This is a genomic window from Pseudomonas sp. FP1762 (assembly GCF_030687105.1).
Classification (GTDB): domain Bacteria; phylum Pseudomonadota; class Gammaproteobacteria; order Pseudomonadales; family Pseudomonadaceae; genus Aquipseudomonas; species Aquipseudomonas siliginis.
Genome location: NZ_CP117458.1, coordinates 3,047,288 through 3,067,669 on the forward strand (window position 1 = coordinate 3,047,288; position 20,382 = coordinate 3,067,669).

Here is a 20,382-nt window from a genome sequence, read left to right on the forward strand (position 1 = left end):
TCGTTCAAACGAGTGAGGACCAAGCCATGCGAGCAATGACCTATCACGGCGCCCATGACGTGCGCGTCGAAACCGTACCGGACCCGAAACTTGAAGCCGCCGACGACATCATCCTGCGCGTCACCGCTACCGCCATCTGCGGATCGGACCTGCACCTGTACCGAGGCAAAATACCCACCGTCGAGCACGGCGATATCTTCGGTCATGAGTTCATGGGCATCGTCGAAGAAACCGGGCCAGCCGTCACGGCCGTGCAGCGCGGCGACCGCGTGGTAATTCCGTTCGTGATCGCCTGTGGCGATTGCTTCTTCTGCCAGCAAGAGCTTTACGCCGCTTGCGAGACCACCAACGAAGGCCCCGGCGCGGCGCTGAACAAGAAAATGATTCCGCCGCCAGCAGCGCTGTTCGGCTACAGCCGTATGTATGGCGGAATTCCCGGTGGCCAGGCGGAACTGGTGCGCGTGCCGAAAGCCAATACCGGCCCGTTCAAGGTACCGGGCACGCTGTCGGACGAGAAAGTGCTGTTTCTCTCTGACATCCTGCCGACTGCCTGGCAAGCGGTGATCAACGCCGGCGTTAAACAGGGTTCGAGTCTGGCGATCTACGGCGCCGGGCCGGTCGGTTTGCTCACCGCAGCCTGCGCGAGAATGCTCGGTGCTGAGCTGATTTTCATGGTCGACCATCACCAGTACCGCCTCGATTATGCCCAGCGCACCTACGGCGTGATTCCGATCAACTTCGATGAAGATGATGACCCGGCCGACACCATTACCAGCCAGACTCCCGGCCATCGCGGCGTCGATGCCGTGATCGATGCCGTCGGCCTTGAAGCCAAGGGCAGCACCACCGAAACGGTCATGGCTACACTCAAGCTTGAAGGCAGCAGCGGCAAGGCTTTGCGCCAGTGCATCGCCGCCGTCCGCCGTGGCGGTGTGGTCAGCGTTCCGGGGGTGTATGCCGGGTTTATCCATGGCTTCATGTTCGGCGATGCTTTTGACAAGGGCCTGACCTTCAAAATGGGCCAGACTCACGTACAGCGTTTTCTGCCGGAGCTGCTTGGCTATATCGAAACCGGCAAGTTGCAGCCTGAAGCGATCATCACCCACAGGCTGTCGCTGGAGCAGGCCGCCGAGGGTTACAAGATCTTCAATAAAAAGCAGGAAGAATGCCGCAAGGTGATTCTGACGCCGGGTGGCAGCGATGTTCCGCTGGCGCAGCTGGATGAAACCACGCCGTTCGTACCGGCCACCTGAAACCGAGGACTTTTCATGGCGCTACCGTCATCTTCGTTCGCAGCTCCCGTGCGAGCATGGTTTGTGAACCTGTCGCGCACGGGCTGGGGAGGGCGCATTTTCTGGCTGACCCTGGTCGGTGTAACCGTGTTGTTGCTGATCAGCGGCTACACCGGTTTGGTCAGTACCGGCCGCGACACGCTACGCCTCGCCACTCTCGGCGGTCTGTCGGGTTTTGCCGCCACGGCAATCGGTGCGTTGCTGGCCCTGGCGTTGCGGGCGATTACTTCGCGAACTCAAGACACCATGCTCGGGTTTGCGGCAGGGATGATGTTGGCTGCCAGTTCCTTTTCACTGATCCTGCCGGGGATTGCGGCGGCGAAGGAAGCGGTGAGCAGTCCCATGCTCGCCGCTGCCGTCGTAGTTGCCGGCATGGCTTTGGGCGTAGCGTTGATGGTCGGCCTCGACCGCTTCGTCCCCCACGAACACGAAAAGAGCGGCCGGCGCGGCCCCGAAGCCAAGCGCTTCAATCGAGTCTGGCTGTTCGTGCTGGCGATCACCCTGCACAACCTGCCGGAAGGCATGGCGATCGGCGTCAGCTTCGCCACCGGCGACATGAAAATCGGCTTGCCGCTGACCACTGCGATCGCCATTCAGGACATTCCAGAAGGACTAGCGGTCGCGTTGGCATTGCGCGTGACCGGCATTTCCGCAGGGCGTGCAGCGTTGATTGCCGCCGCTTCAGGATTGATGGAACCGTTGGGCGCGATTGTCGGATTGGGCATCACCAACAGTTTTGCGTTGGGTTTTCCGGTGGCGATGGGCCTGGCGGCGGGCGCGATGATCTTTGTGGTGTCGCATGAAGTGATCCCGGAAACTCACCGCAACGGCCACGAGACGCCTGCCACGCTCGGGCTGATGCTTGGGTTCGGCGTGATGATGTTTCTCGATACCGCTTTGGGTTAAAAAACGACGTGCACCACTGAGCCTATCGTCTCGCACAAAAAAGGAATTTTTTTCAGCGCCAATCACTCTTTCGTTTATAGGCAATGCCAATAACGCAGGGGAATGAGTCATGTCGCTGATCGAAATCCCGACCAGGAAGTCTTCGGGTAAAACATCCACGCCGGCGGATACCGAGCGCCGGCTTTATGACCGATTGCTGGCGGAAGACTCCACGGTTGATCGTGCGGCACTGGACTTCCTGCGCCGGCAGCTGAGCGAGGCGGCTGCGCTGTCTGACGATTTGCCGGCCAGCGCCGAAGAGCTGCTGCAATGGTCGGAAACCCGCTGCGCTAGCGTGGCGGCCGAGTACGCCGATTACCTCGAACAACGTCAGCAGGGCGCGCCGCGCCGCTATTTCCGCAACAAATCCCACGCGTTGTATTTCATCTTGCATGTGGCACCGACCAAAGAGGTCGATGGCGCTTGGCTGGCTGGGCTGTTGCCGCAGTGGCAGGACCCGCGTTTCGACGATTTGCTCGATACCTATCTGGAAGAGCTGGGCGAGGGCGTGCCACGGCAGAATCATGTGGTGATCTATCGCAAGCTGCTCGCCGAGCATGAATGCTCTGATCTGAGCGGTCTTGCCGACGAGTATTTTCTGCAAGGCGCGGTGCAGCTGGCACTGGGACGTTTCGGCGGGCAGTTTCTGCCAGAAGTCATCGGCTTCAACCTCGGCTACGAGCAACTGCCGCTGCACTTGTTGATCAGTGCTTATGAGCTAGCGGAGCTGGGCATCGATCCGCACTATTTCCGCCTGCACGTGACCATCGACAACGCCAGCACCGGCCATGCGCGCAAGGCAGTGCAATCAATGCTCGAGCTGTTGCCACTTGGCGATGAACGCGATGAGTTCTACCGGCGCATGGCTGTCGGTTATCGCCTCAATGATGTCGGCAAAGGCACAACCGCGGTGATCACAGAGTTCGATCTGGACCACGAAGTCATCGCCATGCTTGAGCGCAAGGCGGTCTTTGGCCGGCACATGCATTCCGACTACTGCCGTATCGAAAACCGCACCATCAATCAGTGGCTGGCCACGCCGGGACAGATGGGCGAGTTTCTTTCGGCGCTGGAGCGCAAAAGCTGGATCAAACGCGGTGAGGCGGTGGAAGAAAGTCGTTTCTGGCGTTTGATCGACGGCAGCGATGCGGCGATGTTCGGGGTGTTCAATGGCTATGAGAAACAGCTGTTGCGCGACTGGATCACTCAGGATTGCCCGGCCTCCCGGCCTCGGCCTTACGTACGCCGCGAAGCTGCCGTCGAAGAAACCTTTGACGATGACGCCGATCTGCTCAACCTGGAAGCGGCACTGGCCGACAAGCCTGCCGCAGAACAGATGTCATTGTTGATGCCATGGCTGCAACCCCAGCGGCACTGGCGTCCGGCCGGACTTTTCGCGACGCGTCGCTTCATGCAACTGCGCGCCCGCTTGCGTTGAAACAAGGAGGCTTCATGTCGGCACAAGAAACATCGGACAGAGCGCTGTTCGAGCTGGGCAAGCGCCTGCTCGACAGCGGTTATCACTTCATTACCCCAACGCCGTTGACCCACGAACGTTTTCTGCAGCGCTTTGCCACGCCGTTGGCGAAAGATCTGCGTGATGTGTTTGGCTGGTCGATGCCGTTTCCTTCAGAGCTGTTTCGCGCAGAAGAACTGGCCACGCTGGAGCAGGCCGGCGTAGTTGCACGCGATGGCGCGGTGTGGCGCAGTCAAGTGCGCTGGTCGACGCTCAATGAGCGGTTGTTCGCTCATTCCGCCTTCCCGACAACCGCGAGCGATGCGGTGTTCTTCGGTCCGGATACCTACCGTTTCGCTCAGGCCATCGAAGCGCAATTGCAGCAGCGCTTTTCGCCGATCAGGCGCGCAGTGGACATCGGCTGCGGCAGCGGTGCCGGGGCGGTGCTCATCGCCAAGGCGCGGCCGGATGCCCAAGTGCTGGCGGTGGATATCAATCCGCAGGCGTTGCGCATGAGTGCCGTCAACGCTGAGCTGGCCGGGGCCAACAACGTGTCGGTGTACCACAGCGATCTGCTCGCCAGTGTCGAAGGTCAGTTCGACTTGATCATCGCCAACCCGCCGTATATGAACGACCAGCAACAGCGCGCTTATCGCCACGGCGGCGGGGCGCTGGGCGAAGGCTTGTCGGTGCGTATCGTGCGTGAAGCGTTGCCACGTCTGGAAGTCGGCGGCACGTTGCTGGTGTACACCGGCGTGGCGATCGTGGCCGGGCAGGATCCGTTCCGCGAGGCCGTGGCGCCTCTGCTCAAGGGCGAACGTTTTGGCTGGACTTATCGTGAGCTTGATCCGGATGTGTTCAGTGAGGAACTGCTCAAGCCTGAATATGAGCGCGCCGAGCGCATCGCCGTGGTCTCACTGACGGTAACCCGCGAGCAGTGACCGATAGTTGGGCCACTGCTCGCGCGGTGGCCTTCAGCGATTTCTGATGCGCGAGATCGTCAGCAGGCAAACTCCTACCAGCATCGCGGCCCCGGCTACCAACAGCGGCGAAGGGCGAATTGGCTGCCGCGAGATACGCTCGATGCGCCCGGTGAGGGAGGCGCGCACCGGCGCAAGAGGTTCCGCCAGATAAGGCGCTTCTTCGATCTCCAGGCGTAAGCCGTCCGGCATCACCAGCGTCAGCCCTTCGATCGTGCCGGCAATCCTGCCCGGGTAAACCGGCTCACCGGTAGGGTCGAGCTGGTCGTAGAAAAACATTTGCCCTTCAAGCCAGCCGACGGCAGTCTGCAATTCAGGGCCCAGGTAATACTTTCCATCGAGAAAAAAGCCAGAGAATTGCGGCGCGCGCTCGACGCTTTCAATTCGATAGCGCTGACCTGGTTTCATACCGGTTTGTGGGGCGATCATGGGGGTTCCTCCGTTATTGGTAAGCGATAGAGGAGCGCGTGCCAAGCGTGGTTCCATCCAAATGAGCAACGGGCGTTTGTATGGATTCAAGTGTGCTGGAGCTTTACACGCAAACGCGCAAGACAGTTTTTCACAGTTGAGGGTTCACTATCGGTTACGAACTGTGGCTAAAATGCCACCCTTTCACCGAGCGCCCGGAAACGGCGCGGGCCATGGACGCGCCCTGTGCATCAAGACCGCTGCATAAGACGCTGGGCCTCAGGTCGCCACGCGCGCAGTTTGTTCACTTTTGACGTGTGACCCTTTTCCGTGAAACTCATCATTGCCGCTGTTTATGTCATCTCCATTGCTTACGTTCACTTGCGTGGACGCGTGCGCCACAAGCTGGGGCGGCAACTGAGTGACCACTCGACGTTCCTCGCGCCGATCAACTGCTTCCTTTATCTGTTTTCGAAGATTCCCAACAAGCCGTACCTGAATCCGGCGGATTTCCCGGATCTGAGCCCGTTGCAGGCGCACTGGCAAGAGATTCGCGAGGAAGGCCAGAATCTGCTGCGTGCCGGCGAGATCAAGCGCTCGAATCAGTATGACGATGTCGGCTTCAACTCTTTCTTCAAGACTGGCTGGAAGCGCTTCTACCTCAAGTGGTACGGCGACAGCCATCCATCGGCGATGAAGCTGTGCCCGCGCACCACTGAATTGGTGCAGAGCATCGGCTCAATCAAGGCGGCGATGTTTGCCGAGCTGCCACCGGGCTCGAAGCTGGTGCGCCACCGCGATCCGTACGCCGGTTCCTATCGTTATCACCTGGGTCTGGATACGCCGAACGATCCTGGCTGCTACATCAATGTCGACGGCGAGAACTATCACTGGCGCGATGGCGAAGCGGTGATGTTCGACGAGACGTTTATTCATTACGCTGAAAACACCACGGATCAGAACCGGATCATTCTGTTCTGTGACATTGAGCGGCCGTTGAAGTACCGCTGGGCGGCGGCGTTCAACCGCTGGTTCAGCCGCACCGTGATGTCAGCGGCAGGCGCGCCGAATGATGCGGGGGACAAGACTGGCGGCATCAACCGCTTGTTTACCAAAATCTACAAGATCCGTTTGCGCGGCAAAGAGCTGAAGAAGCGCAACCGTACGCGTTACTACTTGGAAAAATGGGCGATTTTTGCGGCGTTGTTGGCGATCTTTATTCTGATCTGAAGATTTAAGGTGTCAGTATGGGCTCTTCGCGAGCAGGCTCGCTCCCACAATCTGGAATGCGTTCCCCTGTGGGAGCGAGCCTGCTCGCGAAGGCGGCTTCACTTCAAACATACCTCTAGCTGGCCCAACGCTTACTCCCCGGACGCCTTCCGAGTCTTCTTCGCCGGCGCCGCCTTACTGGTTGATTTGGCCTTGGGCTTGGCCGGTGCCTTGCCACCGAGGCTGCGTTTGAGCAGCTCGGTCAAGTCGATAACATCGGCAGTCTTGCGTTCTTCCTCGCCAGTGGTGGTCTCGACGTCCTCGATCTTGCCTTCGTGGGCTTTTTTCTCGACCAGCGCCATGATCTTGTCTTCGAACTCGTCCTTGTAGTCCTCAGGCGACCACTCCGAGGTCATGTCTTCAACCAGACGTTTGGCCATGTCCAGCTCACCCTTGGCCAATTGCGGCTTGGTCACTTCACTGCCCAGCGCCAGTTCATCAAGACTGCGCACTTCCTGCGGCCAGCGCAGTTTCACCAGAACCAGCGCCGACTCCAGCGGCATCAACGCGGCCAGGTATTGACGGGTATGCAGGACAACGCGGGCGAGGGCGACCTTGTTGGTTTTGCTCAGGGTTTCGCGCAGCAACGCGTAAACCTTGCCGCCGCGCTTGTCTGGCGCCAGGTAATAGGGCGTGTCGATGTTCTGCAGCGGAATCTGCTCGGCGTCGACGAAAGAGAAAATGTCGATGGTCTGTGTCGAGACGGGGTGCGCCGAGCGGATTTCTTCCTCGCTGAGCACCACGTAGCGACCCTTTTCGTAGGCCACGCCTTTAACGATGTTCTCTTTGGTGACTTCCTTGCCGGTGACCTTGTTGATGCGTTTGTAGCCCACCGGGTCCATGCTGCGGCTGTCGAGCCAATCGAAGTCCACGCCTTGGGACGACGTCGCTGAAACCAGCGCCACGGGGATGTGTACCAGTCCAAAACTGATTGCGCCTTTCCAGATTGCCCGAGCCATGACTTGTCCTCCGAGTGATGATCAGGTGACCCGTGGCGCGGCGAGAAAGTTTCCAGTGATTGCGCGGCTTCCAGCGGTACGGTCAAGCCGTGTTACATGTTGTTTAAGGCACGAGGGTTAACAAATCCGAACCCACGGCGTAGCTTGGGCTCCAAGGCTCTAGTCCACGCACATCGAGAGGTATTCCCATGAACCGGTTTCTGATTGGCATCGCCGTCCTCGCCTTAAGTGGTGGCCTGGTTCATGCCGATGTCGTGCTCGCACAAAGCCCCACCGGGAACAGCAACAATCCCTACAACAGCCCGATCCGCCGGGCCAATCCCAACAGCATGCAGGGCACCCAGCCCAGCGCTCCGCCCCTTCGCGGGCCGAACACCGTTCCCGTGCCACGTCAGCCGACCGTTGAAAATCGCGGCATCGGCAATGGTCAACCGATTCGTTCGGTGCCGAGCAATCCGCCAACCTTCATTCCCAACCCGCCCTCACGGGGCACCGGCAGCAACCGTTGAACGGCAGGACTGATGTTCTGTCAGCCTTTCACACGAACAAAAGGAATCGTGCATGTTGCGTAAAACCCTACTAGCCACCTGCTGCGCCGCCGCGCTGATCAGTGTTCCGGCGTTCGCCGCCGCGCCCAAAGAGCTGAAAAGCGAGCAGGGCATTCTTGAAGTCACCACCATTGCCCAAGGCCTGGAACATCCCTGGGCACTGGCGTTTCTGCCTGATCAGAAGGGCATGCTGGTGACCGAACGTCCGGGTCATCTGCGCGTTGTGAGCAAGGACGGCAAACTGTCGGAGCCGATCAGTGGCGTGCCGCAAGTCTGGGCTAAAGGGCAGGGCGGTTTGCTTGATGTGGCGCTGTCGCCAGACTTCAAGCAGGACCGCATGGTCTATCTGTCGTATGCCGAAGGCGGTGGTGAGGGCGGCAAGGCTGGTACGGCGGTAGGGCGCGGACGGCTTTCCGATGACCTGAAGACGCTGAAGGACTTCAATGTGATCTTCCGTCAGGAGCCGAAATTGTCCGTGAGCAACCATTTCGGTTCGCGGCTGGTGTTCGATCGCGACGGGTATCTGTTCATCACCCTCGGCGAAAACAACGATCGGCCGACTGCGCAGGACCTCGACAAGTTGCAAGGCAAAGTCGTACGCATCTTCCCGGATGGCAAGGTGCCGGACGATAACCCTTTTGTTGGCCAATCCGGTGTCCGGCCTGAAATCTGGTCCTATGGCCTGCGCAACCCGCAAGGCGCGGCGCTCAATCCGTGGACCGGCACGCTGTGGGAGAACGAGCACGGGCCACGTGGCGGCGATGAAGTGAACATCATCGAACGTGGCAAGAATTATGGCTGGCCGTTGGCGACCCATGGCATCAACTATTCGATGCAACCGATTCCTGAGGCGAAGGGCAAAACCGCTGAAGGCACCGTGGCGCCGCACCATGTCTGGGAAAAATCCCCCGGGGTTACCGGCATGGCCTTCTATGACGCCGATCGCTTCACGCCGTGGCAGCACAACGCGTTTATCGGCGCACTGGTGTCCCAGGAACTCATTCGCCTGCAATTCGATGGTGACAAGGTAGTCCATGAGGAGCGTTTGCTGGGTGAGTTGAATCAGCGTATCCGTGACGTGCGCCAAGGGCCGGATGGCTATCTGTATGTGCTGACAGATGAAGAGAATGGCTCGCTGTACAGGCTGGGGCTGAAATAATTGCGTGCGGTGAATGATCCGACGCCTTCGCGAGCAGGCTCGCTCCCACATTGAAATGCAGTCTCCCTGTGGGAGCGAGCCTGCTCGCGAAGAGGCCCGCGCATCTTGCGCAGACTTCGGGCAGTCCCGCATTTGGCCGAACCGCCGCCCCCTTGCCTTGTTATATTTCGAGGCTTATTTCCCAGCCCGGTAAAGGATCACTGCCATGACTCAATACTCCGCCTTCAGCGTCGAACTGGCCGACAACATCGCCCATGTGCAGATCAATCGCCCGGAAAAGATCAACGCAATGAATGCGGCGTTCTGGAGCGAGATTGTCGAAATCTTCCAGTGGATCGACGATACCGACGAAGTCCGCGTGGTGGTCCTCAGTGGTAACGGCAAGCATTTTTCATCGGGCATCGACCTGATGATGCTCGCCGGTGTCGCCAATGAACTGGGCAAGGACGTGGGCCGCAATGCGCGCCTGCTGCGGCGCAAGATTCTCAATCTGCAAGCCTCGTTCAACGCCGTCGACAATTGCCGCAAACCGGTGCTTGCTGCCATTCAGGGCTATTGCCTGGGCGGGGCAATCGATCTGATCTCGGCTTGTGACATGCGTTATGCCGCCGAGGACGCGCAATTTTCCATCAAGGAAATTGACATCGGCATGGCCGCTGATGTCGGCACGTTGCAACGGTTGCCGCGAATCATCGGAGACGGCATGCTGCGTGAACTGGCTTACACCGGTCGCACCTTTGGCGCCGAGGAAGCACGCAGCATGGGCCTGGTCAATCGCGTCTACGGCGATAAGGACACGCTGCTCGAAGGCGTGTTCGGCATCGCCCGTGACATCGCAGCGAAGTCGCCGATCGCCGTGACCGGTACCAAGGAAATGATCAGCTACATGCGCGACCATCGCATCGACGATGGTCTTGAATACGTTGCCACCTGGAACGCCGCCATGTTGCAATCCACCGATCTGCGCGTGGCCATGGCCGCCCACATGAGCAAACAGAAACCCGAATTTCTGGATTGAGTTAACCATGATCTCTCGCTGGACCACTGCAGTACTCGACACCGATCAACCCGGCGGCTGGGCCGTAGCGCGCAGCCCCGAAGGCTTCCTGTTCGATGACAACGGCGCACTGTTCCCGCGCGAGTGGCTCAAGCGCCAGGACCTTTCAGTCCTCGCTGAGCACGGGATTGGTCATCTCGACGGCGAACCGGTCTATCTGCTTGAGTTGCACAGCGTCAGCGATGTGCCCGGTTGCGGCTGGAAGGGGCTGCGAGCGTTCATGCTCGAAGGCGATCACACGTTGTACAAAGTGCTCGGCTATGCCGCACAGATCGGCACTTGGGCACGAGAGCATCGCTTCTGCGGCAACTGCGGCCAGCCGATGACGCAAGTCCCGCGCGAACGAGCGATGTATTGCCAGCCGTGCGATCTGCGCAGTTATCCGCGCATTTCACCAAGCATGATCGTGCTGATCACCCGTGGCGACGAAATCCTTCTGGCGCGCTCGCCGCGTTTCGTCACCGGGGTTTACAGCACGCTGGCCGGTTTCGCTGAGCCGGGGGAATCGGCCGAGGATTGCCTGATTCGCGAAGTGCGTGAAGAAGTGCAGATCGAAGTGAAGAACATCCAGTACATCGGCAGCCAGTGCTGGCCGTTCCCGCATTCGATGATGCTCGGCTTCCATGCCGAATATGCCGGTGGCGAAATTGTCTGTCAGGAAGACGAGATCGAGGACGCCCAGTGGTTCAACGTGCATGACTTGCCGCCGTTGCCGGCGTCGCGTTCGATTGCCCGTTACCTGATCGACGTCTACGTCGCGCGGCGCTTAGGCCACGCTGAACCAGTGCTGCCAGGCTAGGCGCACAGTCAGGCCAAGCACTACGGTGATGAACACTGGACGAATGAATTTGGCGCCGCCGCTGATCGCGGTGCGCGCGCCAAAGAAAGCCCCTACCATCACCGACAGGCCCATGCACAGGCCAATGATCCAGTCGACCTGTCCGGAGAAGATGAACACCGACAGCGCCGCGATGTTGCTGACAAAGTTCATGCTGCGCGCCACGCCGCTGGCCTTGACCAGGTCGATCGGGTACAGCAGCAGACTACTCACGGTCCAGAACGCGCCCGTGCCGGGGCCGGCCACGCCATCGTAGAAGCCGAGGCTGAAGCCTTGGGTCGATTGCCATTTCTTTTTGATCGGCGCGTCGCTGTCCAGCGGCGCTTTCGGCGTGCCGCCAAACAGCAAATACAGGCCACAGGCGAAAACGATCACCGGTAGCATCTTGTTCAGCCACTCGGCCGGCAGGTAATGCGCAACCACCGCGCCAGTGAGCGCGCCGACCAGGGTGCCGACAATCGCGTGGGTCCACTGGCGTGGATGAAACAGTTTGCGTTTGTAGAAGGTGAAGCTGGCGGTCGCCGAACCGAAGGTCGAGCTCAGCTTGTTGGTGCCCAGCACCAGATGCGGCGGCAGGCCCGCCGTCAGCAGCGCCGGCGTGGTCAACAGACCGCCACCGCCCGCGATGGCATCGATGAAACCGGCAAGGAAAGCAACAGCAGCCAGAATGGCCAGGGTGGTGAGGTCAACGCTGAGTTCGAAAGGCATGGAGTCGGCTTATTCGGCAAGGCGCAGAACGTGGGCTGCGGGGAGGGCGGTTATGTTACCTGTATCGAACTGTTGCGGCGAGCCAGAGCATGCCGTCGTCAATTACAGTCTGGAATACATTCCTGTGTAGGAGCTGCCGAAGGCTGCGATCTTCTGGGGCGCGGAGCGCCCCGGCTGCTGCGCGTGGGAACGATCAAATCAAGATCAAAAGATCGCAGCCTTCGGCAGCTCCTACACAGGGGTGGGTTGGCTTTAGAGACCGAGTTCACTCAGCCCCGGATGATCATCCGGCCGGCGGCCCAGAGGCCAATGGAATTTGCGCTCGCTTTCCTTGATCGGCATGTCATTGATGCAGGCATAGCGCTGGAACATCAGGCCGTTGTCATCGAACTCCCAGTTCTCGTTGCCGTACGAGCGGAACCAGTTGCCGGAATCGTCGTGCCATTCATAGGCATAACGTACCGCGATACGCGTATCGGAGTAGGCCCAGAGTTCTTTGATCAAGCGATAATCCAGTTCCTTCGCCCATTTGCGCGTCAGAAATGCCTTGGCCTCTTCGCGGTTGTTGGCGAACTCGGCGCGATTGCGCCATTTGGTGTCGAGGGTATAGGCGAGCGAAACCTTTTCCGGATCGCGGCTGTTCCAGCCATCCTCGGCCAGACGCACCTTCTCGATGGCTGACGCATGGTTGAACGGGGGCAATGGCGGACGTATCTGGGCTGCAGTCGACATGTTCAATCTCCTGATTCATTTAATGTTTGAACAACAAGTCCGGCTTGTTAAGAGTTACAGGCCCAATAACTTTCGCGCCATGCATTGCGCATTATCGGCGGCACTGTGATCGCCCATCACAAGCGCTACGGTAATGGCGCCTTCAATCAGGATCAGCAACTGTCTGGCCAGCAGTTGCGGATCCTCGGCACCATATTCGGCACACAGCTCGCACACGTAGTCGAGCAGCTTCTGTTTGTGTTCTTTGGCCACCAGCCGCACTGGATCCTGTGGATCACCGGTTTCGCCGCTGGTGTTGATGAAGGCGCAGCCGCGAAAGCCTTCCGAGTCGAACCAGCCCTTGAGCACGGTAAACAGGTTGAGCAGGCGATCGGCCGGAGTCTCGGCCTGGTCGACAGCATGTGTGAACCAGTGCATCCAGCGAACATCGCGTCGCTGAAGGGCCGCGACAACCAGTGCGTCCTTGTCGGCAAAGTAACGATAAATGCTTTTTCTGGAGACGCCGGCGGTCTTCACCAGAAGATCCATGCTGGTGGCAGCGATGCCACTTTTGTAGATCAACTTTTCGGTGACATCCAGAATGATGTCGCGTGTGTCATTGCTGATTGATTCGTTCATGTGGCGAACAGTAGAACGACTGTTCTCCTTGGTCAAGCGAATTTCTTCAGCGTGTGTGAAAACGCTTTCGCGAGCAGGCTCGCTCCCACAGGGGAATGCATTTCAACGGTGGGAGCGAGCCTGCTCGCGAAGGGGCCATTACGGACACTGACAAGACCCGGCGCAGACGATGGTGTAAGCTCTCAAACTCTTCGGAATCGAACCTTGCGAGCCTTATGCCGTTGCTTTTCAAACGTTCTCTGCTGCCCAAACTGCGCAGCTTCGCGCTGACCGCCGAGGCGGTGAGCATTCTGTCCAGTGCTGCCGAATTCCGACGCTGCCTGCTCGAGCAAATCGCCGCAGCGACGCAGCGCATCTACATCGTCGCGCTGTATCTGCAGCAGGACGAAGCCGGTCAGGAAATCCTCGATGCCCTGCACGCAGCCAAGCTCAAGCGTCCCGAGCTGGAAATCGCCGTGGTGGTCGACTGGTTGCGTGCCCAGCGCGGTCTGATCGGCGCGGGCAAGCAGCCGGGCAACGCCGCCTGGTATCAGGACATGACCCGCACGCATCAGAGCGAAGTGCCGGTCTACGGCGTGCCGGTGCAGACCCGCGAGCTGTTCGGCGTGCTGCACCTCAAAGGCTTCGTGATCGACGACAAGGTGGTCTACAGCGGCGCGAGCCTGAACAACGTCTACCTGCACAAACTCGACAAGTACCGCTTCGACCGCTACCACGTGCTGCACAGTCGCGAGCTCGCGGATTCGATGCATCATCTGGTCAAGCACGGACTGATCGAATCGAAAGCCGTGCATCGCCTCGACCTGCCGAACCTGCCGAGCACGCGCAGCCTGCGCAACGACATCGGCGACCTGCGCAGTCGCCTCAAGTATGCGACCTACGACACCGGCGCCGGCAGCACCAGCAGAGATGGGCTGTCGGTCACGCCACTGCTCGGCGTCGGCAAGAACAACCCGCTGAACCGGGCGATTCTCGAACTGATCGCCAGCGCACAAAAGCAGCTGACCATCTGCACGCCATACTTCAACCTGCCACTGGGCGTGATCCGTGAGATCAACCGCGCGCTGGCCCGTGGCGTGAAGATCGACATCGTGGTTGGCGACAAGACCGCCAACGATTTCTACATTCCGCCGAGCGAGCCGTTCAAGGTGATCGCCGCGCTGCCGTATCTATACGAAATCAGCCTGCGCCGCTTCGCCAAACGCCATCAGCACAGCATCGACAGCGGCCAGTTGAACCTGCACTTGTGGCGCGACGGTGACAACACCTATCACCTCAAGGGCATGTGGATCGATCAGCGCTACACCTTGCTGACTGGCAACAACCTCAATCCGCGCGCGTTTCGCCTCGACCTGGAAAACGCGCTGCTGATCGAAGACCCGAAAGGCGAGTGGCTGGAGCCACGGGCGAAAGAGCTGGAAAACATCTTCCGCCATACCACGCGGATCGATAACTTCCAGTCGCTTGAAACGCTGCCGGATTACCCGGCCGGGGTGGCGAAGTTTCTCAAACGGGTGAGTCGGGTGAGGATTGAGCGGTTGCTCTACAGGATTCTCTAGCGCGTCCGGAATAGCTTTCGCGAGCAGGCTCGCTCCCACAGGGAAATGCATTCCAATTGTGGGAGCGAGCCTGCTCGCGAAGGGGCCAGACCAGAGGCTAAAAAATCAGTTCAGACCCAACTTCCCGCGCATCATCGAAAGATCCTCCGCCAGCGTATTCACCGGCCCGACCAGCGCTTTGCGGTCGTTGTCCTTCACTTTGTCATAGGTCTCAAACCCGCCATCTGCCGTTTTGTACTTGGCGAGGATCTTGTCGACCGTGGCGAAGTTCTTGTCGACCTTGGCAACAAACGCCTTGTCCTGCTGTTCGATCTGCGGACGGAACAGATCAACGATCTTCTTCGCCCCGTCGATGTTGCCCTGGAAGTCGTACAGGTCGGTGTGGCTGTAGCGGTCTTCCTCGCCGGAAATCTTCGTCGCCGCGACTTCTTCCAACAGCGCAGCAGCGCCGCCGACGACCTTCTCTGGCGGGAAGGTCAGACCGGCCACACGGGTTTGCAGGTCCTGCACGTCTCTGTTCAAACCGTCGGCCAATGCATCCAGACCCTTGGTGGTTTTTTCCGCGAACAACGAATATTCGATGCGATGGAAGCCGGTGAAGTCTTCAGCCTCTACGCCTTTTTCGTGGTCATCGACGCGCGAGTCGATGGACGCATCGAGATCGCTGAACAGCTCGGCGATCGGCTCGATCGACTCGTAATACACCCGCGTCGGCGCGTAGAGCTTCTGCGCGGTGGCGAGATCGCCTTTCTTCACCGCGTCGGTGAACTGCTGGGTGTGGCTGGCCAGCTCATCGAGTTTCTCGGTGACGTAAATCTTGTAGTCCGACACCGGCCCCACCAGATCCAGCGGCGCGGTCGCGGCGAACGCCGCCAGCGGGGTGTTGAGCAAACCAAGGGTCAGCAATAATGCGAGTGGCGTCTTTTTCATGGGGCGGCTCCTGTGTCGGTTGGGTGTCATGCGGTTTTGTTTTGGGAGGTGGCAGCGAGTAACGAGCGACCGATGAAGTCGTCATCGCCGGTAGCGCCGGGCAGGGTGAAGAAGTAACCGCCGCCGACCGGTTTGAGGTATTCCTCGAGCGGTTCACCGTTGAGTCGGGTTTGCACGGTGATAAAGCCTTTTTCCAGGTCAGCCTGGTAACAGATGAACAGCAGGCCCATGTCGAGCTGGCCGTTCTTGTTGACGCCGTTGGAGTAGTTGAACGGCCGGCGCAGGATCAGATTGGCCTGGGTCGCGGCGGTGCGCGGGTTGGCCAGACGGATGTGCGCATCGAGCCTGGTCAGCTTGCCGGCCGGATCCTTGCTGTAATCCGGCACTTCGCTTTCAGTGTGGCCACCGATGGGCGCGCCGCTGCTCTTGACCCGGCCGAGAATGCTTTCCTGCTCCTGCAACGGCGTGCGATCCCAGCGCTCGACGAAGTTGCGGATGATGCGTACCGCTTGATAACTGCCATGGGCAGCCCAGGCCGGCTCGTCGCTGCCCGGTTGCACCCAGACGATGCGGTCCATGGCCTTGGCGTCGTTGGAATCAGGGTTGGCCGAGCCATCGCGAAAACCGAGAAAGTTGCGCGCCGACTGCGCCGGTACGCCGGGTTTGGCCGGCGCTTGCGGCGGGACGCTGCCTTCCTGTTTCCAGCGCACCAGCAGCAGGTCAGGCAGGTTTTTGACGATGTCGCGCAGGGCGTGAATGTTGGTGTCGGCGGTGTTGGCGCAGAACTGCAGGCTCAGGTCGCCATGGCAGCAATCGGCGTCCAGCGCGTCGTTGGGAAAGCCGACCATGCGTTGCAGGCGCTTGGGCTTCACCGCTGCCAGACCGAAGCGTTCGTCGAACAGCGAGTCGCCGACGGAAACGGTGATGGTCAGGTTGTCCGGGGTGACCACCGGGCCGAGGATGCCGGAGTCCAGCGGTGGCAGTTTCGGGTCGATCTGCGCGACCGGGCCGCCCTTCATCAAAAACGCGATGCGTTCGTTGAGAGTGCGGAACAGCCGCTCAAGGTCTTCGCGATCACTGGCCAGCACATCGAACGCCACCAGCATCCCGGAGGCCGGGCGCGGGGTGACGATGCCGGCCTGGTGCAAGCCGTGAAAATCGTGGCGGTCTTCGGTCTTGTCGCTGCTCGGTGCTTCGGTAACTTGCGCAGGCAGCGCGGCCATGGCCGGGCAACTCAGCGCCGATCCGGCGAGGGCGACACCGGCGGCGCCCATGCCCATCAGCACGCGGCGCCGTTGCAGGTTGAGAGGTTCTGAATCGTTCATCTGTCGTGGTCTTCTGCTTACAGGCCGGAAAGGCCGAGGGCGGGGTCGATGCCATCCAGTGCCGTGGCCAGAGCCTTGGCTTTGGCGGCGATCTGCTGGCGTTGCGCGGCGGTCACGGCGTCGTAACTGACGTAGCCATCGGCGGATTTGAACGCGTTGAGCTGGCTGTCGAAGTCACTCATGGCCTGGTCGACATTCGCCAACACGTCAGCGGAGGATTTGCTCAGCATCGGGCGCAACAGGTCGACGACCTTGCGCGCGGTCTGCGCGTTGGCGGCGAAACCGTTGAGGTCGCTGTGGCTGTAGCGTTCTTCTTCGCCGCTGCCGGCGCGCACATCGGCGAGACTGTTGAGGTTGCGCACGACGATACTCACCAGTTGCTCCGGTGGCAGTGACTGCGCAAGCAACTGTTGCTTGAGGGTGGTGACATCTGCGAGCAAGCGCTGGGCAATCGGCGTGACATCGTCGAGATTGCGCTGCTGGAACAGCGCGTATTCGAGGCGATGGAAACCGACAAAGGCGGGATCCTGCTCGCGCTTTTCAAAATAATCGGCGCGGGCATTGATCTGATTGTCCAGCTCGGCCAGGCGCTGCGCCGCCGGCGCCAGACGCTGATAAGCGGCACGCGCCGGCAGGTACAACGCTTGCGCCTGGGCCAGATCACCACTGGCGATCGCCTGATTCAGCGCCGTCGCCGCTTTGATCAACGCGCTGCCCTGAACGGCCAGATACACGCGAAATTCCGACAGCGGCCCGACGAACGCGACCATCGACGGCTTGGCCTTGGCGGCGGCATCCGAGGCTGCCGTCGCCGTCACGTGCAAGGTGCCGCGCGGGTTGCTGAGCAAGCCGCAGGTGATCGCATAGTCGCCCGGTTGCAGGTTGGCGTTAATCACCTGGCTCAGGCCCGGCGCGATGTTTTCCCGCTCTTCGACCACCAGCACGCCGTCGAGAATTTCCCACTCGACCGCCCGCTCGGAGCGGTTGACGATGCGGAAACTGGCGCGGCCGGCGGGCACCGTCAGTGTGTTCGGCTCGCAACTGTGCGGATGGATGTTGACGACGATTTCGTCATGGTTGTGCTGACGCTTGGCGGCGGCCATGTTCGAGGCGTACCAGAACAGCCCGCCGGCGGCGACCATCAGCAGCACCGAGCCGGCCAGCGCCCAACGCAGGGCCGGAGGGGTTTGGGTAGTAGACATGAAGGGCCTTATTGGCTGGAAACGGAAGTCGTTGGCGTCGCCTGGCGCGGCGCGGGCATGAAGAACATCACCAGCGCCAGCAGCAGATAAATCAGATACGCACCCAGGGTGCTGACGGTCGGCGCATCCTGGTAACCGAACATGCCGGCCAGCACCGAGCCCAGCGGGCCGTCCATCGGCAGCGTCGCGCTGAAGTCGAACAACACCGTTTGCAGGTGATTCCACAGCCCGGCTTCATGCAGCGCCTGCACCGAGTTGGCGAGTATTCCGGCGGCGACCACGAGGATGAACAATCCGGTCCACTTGAAGAATGCCGACAGATTCAGGCGCATGCTGCCGCTGTAGATCAGGAAACCGACGATCACCGCCAGGATCAGGCCGAGCAGGGCACCGATCGGCGCGCCCGGGCCTTCGCTTTGCTGGAACACGGCGAGCAGGAAGAATACGGTTTCCAGGCCTTCGCGAGCGACGGCGAAGAAAACCATGGCGATCAATGCAATCACCTGATGCCTGGATTGCGTCAGCGCTTGATCCAGCGAGGCTTGCAGCGAGTGCTTGATCGACCGCGCGACCTTGCGCATCCAGAACACCATCGAACTGAGGATGCCCACGGCGACCAGACCGACCACGCCCTCGAACAACTCCTGCTGCTTCTGTGGGAATTCAGCGCTCACCAGCTCCAGGCCACCGCCGACCAGCAGCGCAAGGGCAGCAGCGAGGAAGACGCCGATCCACACCGCCGGCATCCATTGACCGCGGCCGGTCTGCTGCAGATAACTGGCAATGATGCCGACGATGAGCGCGGCTTCGATGCCTTCGCGCAACATGATCAAAAAGGGAACGAGCATTGGCTAGCCACAGCGATTTAGATAGGAGGCTAAGTTGTAACATAATGACACTCATTCCCAAATGGCATTCATTGACATTTAGCTGAACCTTAGCTGAACGACTGTGATTCCTGTGGGAGCGAGCCTGCTCGCGAATGCGGTATGCCTGTGACATTTCTTTATCTGACGCATCGCGTTCGCGAGCAGGCTCGCTCCCACATTGGCCCTGCGATGACTTCAGCAGCTGGGTTAAGATGCCCACCACCCAAAAAACAACAAGGTTCACCTCGCTCCATGGCAGAAAAAGACACCATTGCCATTCAACTGGTGCGCGAAGCGCTGCTGCAAAGTTGTGCCCCGGGTGCGGCAACGGATGAGGCGTTGACCAAGGTCGGCATTGATCCGGCTTTGTTAGCGGCCGATGAGGGCAGGGTGCCGGCCTCGCAATACGCCAGACTCTGGCGCCTGCTGGCGCGACGCGGTGATGACGAGTTCTTCGGCATGGACCCGCGCCCGCTCAAATCCGGCAGCCTGGCGTTTTTGTGTCGCAGCGCCATGGCGCAACCGACGCTGGCGGCGGCGCTGGATACTGGTCTGACGTTCCTGTCGCTGATGCTGGAAAAACTGCCGGCGCAACTGGTGCATCAGCAGAGCCTTGCGGAAATCGTCCTGCTCGAAGACGACGCCGAACCGCGCCGCGCCTTCACCTATTTCACTTACTGGATGATCGTGCACGGCGTCGCGTGCTGGCTGGCCGGGCGGCGGATTCCGATTCTGGCGATTGAACTGCGCTGCGCGGAACCGGACTTCATCGACGATTATCGGGTGATGTTTTCGGAAAACCTGCGCTTCGAACGCCCACGTACGCGGATGATCTTTTCCGCCGATTGCCTCGATCTGCCGATCAAGCGCAGCGCCGAAGAACTCAAGCGCTTTCTCGCCCAGGCGCCGGCCAACATTCTGGTCAAGTACCGCGACCCCGACAGCCTGGCCAGCCGGATCAAGCAGGATCTGCGGCAGCTCCCCGCCGAGCAATGGCCGGAAACCGAGGCGCTGGCCCAGCAACTGTGCATGTCCGCGTCGACATTACGCCGGCGTCTGGCCGAGGAAGGGCAGACTTATCAGGGGCTGAAAGACAGCGTGCGCAAAGAGCTGGCGATTACTTGGCTGGCGGAGCCTTCGATCAGTTTTGTCGAGATTGCTGCACGGCTGGGTTTTGCTGATGCCAGTTCGTTCTACAAAGCGTTTCGCAAGTGGTCGGGGTCGAACCCGGGGCATTACCGCACACTGATCCTCAATGAGGTGGTCTGACCCGACGCCTTCGCGAGCAGGCTCGCTCCCTCATTTTGGAAATGCGTTCCCCTGTAGGAGCTGCCGAAGGCTGCGATCTTTTGATCTTGTACTTGATGGTAAAAATCAAGATCAAAAGATCGCAGCCTCGTTGCACTCGTCAGCTCCTACAGGGCATGCGGCCGCAACCTCTTGGCCAAACCAGTCAACCACGTTGATAGCTTTGACCATTGCCCCAAGGCCCGCGCGGCGCGACTATCCCTGTGTTGTTTACGGTTCC

At 60.1% G+C, this 20,382-nt stretch carries 20 protein-coding genes; 11 read left to right on the forward strand and 9 right to left on the reverse strand.

Going from position 1 to position 20,382, the window contains the following annotated elements; all coding sequences use genetic code 11:
* Window positions 1-26 precede the first annotated feature (26 nt).
* The 4 genes from PSH90_RS13590 to PSH90_RS13605 all read left to right on the forward strand — a co-directional run bounded on the left by PSH90_RS13590 (window position 27) and on the right by PSH90_RS13605 (window position 4,634).
* Window positions 27-1,253 carry a zinc-dependent alcohol dehydrogenase gene (locus PSH90_RS13590; protein ID WP_056785940.1) on the forward strand — a complete coding sequence of 409 codons (1,227 nt, stop codon included), beginning with the start codon at window positions 27-29 and terminating at the stop codon, window positions 1,251-1,253.
* Between the two features lie 15 nt (window positions 1,254-1,268).
* The gene (locus tag PSH90_RS13595) at window positions 1,269-2,198 is read left to right on the forward strand and encodes a ZIP family metal transporter (protein WP_056785943.1); all 930 of its coding nucleotides are present in this window, start codon (window positions 1,269-1,271) and stop codon (window positions 2,196-2,198) included.
* A 109-nt stretch (window positions 2,199-2,307) separates the two neighbouring features.
* Window positions 2,308-3,675, forward strand: coding sequence for an iron-containing redox enzyme family protein (locus PSH90_RS13600; protein ID WP_305380771.1), 1,368 nt, complete (start codon window positions 2,308-2,310; stop codon window positions 3,673-3,675).
* A 14-nt stretch (window positions 3,676-3,689) separates the two neighbouring features.
* Complete coding sequence (locus PSH90_RS13605; protein ID WP_305380772.1) at window positions 3,690-4,634, forward strand: class I SAM-dependent methyltransferase; 945 nt, start codon at window positions 3,690-3,692, stop codon at window positions 4,632-4,634.
* A gap of 33 nt (window positions 4,635-4,667) precedes the next feature.
* Here PSH90_RS13605 and PSH90_RS13610 read toward each other — a convergent pair whose 3' ends face one another.
* On the reverse strand, window positions 4,668-5,102 hold the full coding sequence (locus PSH90_RS13610; protein ID WP_056785950.1) for a hypothetical protein: 435 nt from the start codon (window positions 5,100-5,102) through the stop codon (window positions 4,668-4,670).
* Window positions 5,103-5,411: 309 nt separating this feature from the next.
* Between PSH90_RS13610 and lpxO the strand changes: the two genes are divergently transcribed.
* Entirely contained in the window at window positions 5,412-6,311 is a 900-nt protein-coding gene (lpxO, locus tag PSH90_RS13615; protein ID WP_041480397.1) for a lipid A hydroxylase LpxO, read from the forward strand.
* A gap of 131 nt (window positions 6,312-6,442) precedes the next feature.
* Here lpxO and PSH90_RS13620 read toward each other — a convergent pair whose 3' ends face one another.
* Window positions 6,443-7,309: a Ku protein gene (locus tag PSH90_RS13620; RefSeq protein WP_073474486.1), complete on the reverse strand. Its 867-nt coding sequence runs from the start codon at window positions 7,307-7,309 to the stop codon at window positions 6,443-6,445.
* A gap of 188 nt (window positions 7,310-7,497) precedes the next feature.
* Between PSH90_RS13620 and PSH90_RS13625 the strand changes: the two genes are divergently transcribed.
* The 4 genes from PSH90_RS13625 (at window position 7,498) to nudC (ending at window position 10,872) form a co-directional block, all read left to right on the forward strand.
* Complete coding sequence (locus PSH90_RS13625) at window positions 7,498-7,818, forward strand: hypothetical protein (RefSeq protein ID WP_042609927.1); 321 nt, start codon at window positions 7,498-7,500, stop codon at window positions 7,816-7,818.
* 52 nt (window positions 7,819-7,870) lie between these two features.
* Entirely contained in the window at window positions 7,871-9,016 is a 1,146-nt protein-coding gene (locus PSH90_RS13630) for a PQQ-dependent sugar dehydrogenase (protein ID WP_305380773.1), read from the forward strand.
* A gap of 205 nt (window positions 9,017-9,221) precedes the next feature.
* Complete coding sequence (locus PSH90_RS13635; RefSeq protein ID WP_095179999.1) at window positions 9,222-10,034, forward strand: crotonase/enoyl-CoA hydratase family protein; 813 nt, start codon at window positions 9,222-9,224, stop codon at window positions 10,032-10,034.
* A gap of 7 nt (window positions 10,035-10,041) precedes the next feature.
* Window positions 10,042-10,872, forward strand: a complete 831-nt coding sequence (gene nudC / locus PSH90_RS13640; protein ID WP_095180000.1) for an NAD(+) diphosphatase — start codon at window positions 10,042-10,044, stop codon at window positions 10,870-10,872.
* Here nudC and PSH90_RS13645 read toward each other — a convergent pair.
* From PSH90_RS13645 to PSH90_RS13655, 3 genes are all read right to left on the reverse strand, one after another.
* On the reverse strand, window positions 10,840-11,619 hold the full coding sequence (locus PSH90_RS13645; protein WP_016774706.1) for a TSUP family transporter: 780 nt from the start codon (window positions 11,617-11,619) through the stop codon (window positions 10,840-10,842). The two genes, nudC and PSH90_RS13645, sit on opposite strands and share 33 nt — an antisense overlap.
* Window positions 11,620-11,871: 252 nt before the next feature.
* Window positions 11,872-12,351, reverse strand: coding sequence for a nuclear transport factor 2 family protein (locus PSH90_RS13650; RefSeq protein ID WP_305380774.1), 480 nt, complete (start codon window positions 12,349-12,351; stop codon window positions 11,872-11,874).
* A gap of 54 nt (window positions 12,352-12,405) precedes the next feature.
* The gene (locus PSH90_RS13655) at window positions 12,406-12,969 is read right to left on the reverse strand and encodes a TetR/AcrR family transcriptional regulator (protein WP_150742221.1); all 564 of its coding nucleotides are present in this window, start codon (window positions 12,967-12,969) and stop codon (window positions 12,406-12,408) included.
* A 215-nt stretch (window positions 12,970-13,184) separates the two neighbouring features.
* On the opposite strand from PSH90_RS13655, the gene pssA reads away from it, so the two are divergent.
* Window positions 13,185-14,528 carry a CDP-diacylglycerol--serine O-phosphatidyltransferase gene (pssA, locus tag PSH90_RS13660; protein ID WP_305380775.1) on the forward strand — a complete coding sequence of 448 codons (1,344 nt, stop codon included), beginning with the start codon at window positions 13,185-13,187 and terminating at the stop codon, window positions 14,526-14,528.
* A 105-nt stretch (window positions 14,529-14,633) separates the two neighbouring features.
* On the opposite strand, the gene efeO (PSH90_RS13665) is transcribed toward pssA, so the two are convergent.
* From efeO (PSH90_RS13665) to efeU, 4 genes are read right to left on the reverse strand one after another with little or no spacing between them, the layout of a single operon-like run.
* Window positions 14,634-15,458, reverse strand: a complete 825-nt coding sequence (gene efeO, locus PSH90_RS13665) for an iron uptake system protein EfeO (protein WP_095180004.1) — start codon at window positions 15,456-15,458, stop codon at window positions 14,634-14,636.
* 26 nt (window positions 15,459-15,484) lie between these two features.
* On the reverse strand, window positions 15,485-16,783 hold the full coding sequence (gene efeB / locus PSH90_RS13670; RefSeq protein WP_305380776.1) for an iron uptake transporter deferrochelatase/peroxidase subunit: 1,299 nt from the start codon (window positions 16,781-16,783) through the stop codon (window positions 15,485-15,487).
* Between the two features lie 17 nt (window positions 16,784-16,800).
* Complete coding sequence (efeO, locus tag PSH90_RS13675) at window positions 16,801-17,985, reverse strand: iron uptake system protein EfeO (RefSeq protein WP_305380777.1); 1,185 nt, start codon at window positions 17,983-17,985, stop codon at window positions 16,801-16,803.
* A gap of 8 nt (window positions 17,986-17,993) precedes the next feature.
* Window positions 17,994-18,833 (reverse strand): iron uptake transporter permease EfeU, encoded by an 840-nt coding sequence (gene efeU, locus PSH90_RS13680; protein ID WP_041480384.1) that lies wholly within the window; start codon window positions 18,831-18,833, stop codon window positions 17,994-17,996.
* A gap of 273 nt (window positions 18,834-19,106) precedes the next feature.
* Between efeU and PSH90_RS13685 the strand changes: the two genes are divergently transcribed.
* Entirely contained in the window at window positions 19,107-20,123 is a 1,017-nt protein-coding gene (locus tag PSH90_RS13685) for an AraC family transcriptional regulator (protein WP_252884204.1), read from the forward strand.
* Window positions 20,124-20,382 lie beyond the last annotated feature (259 nt).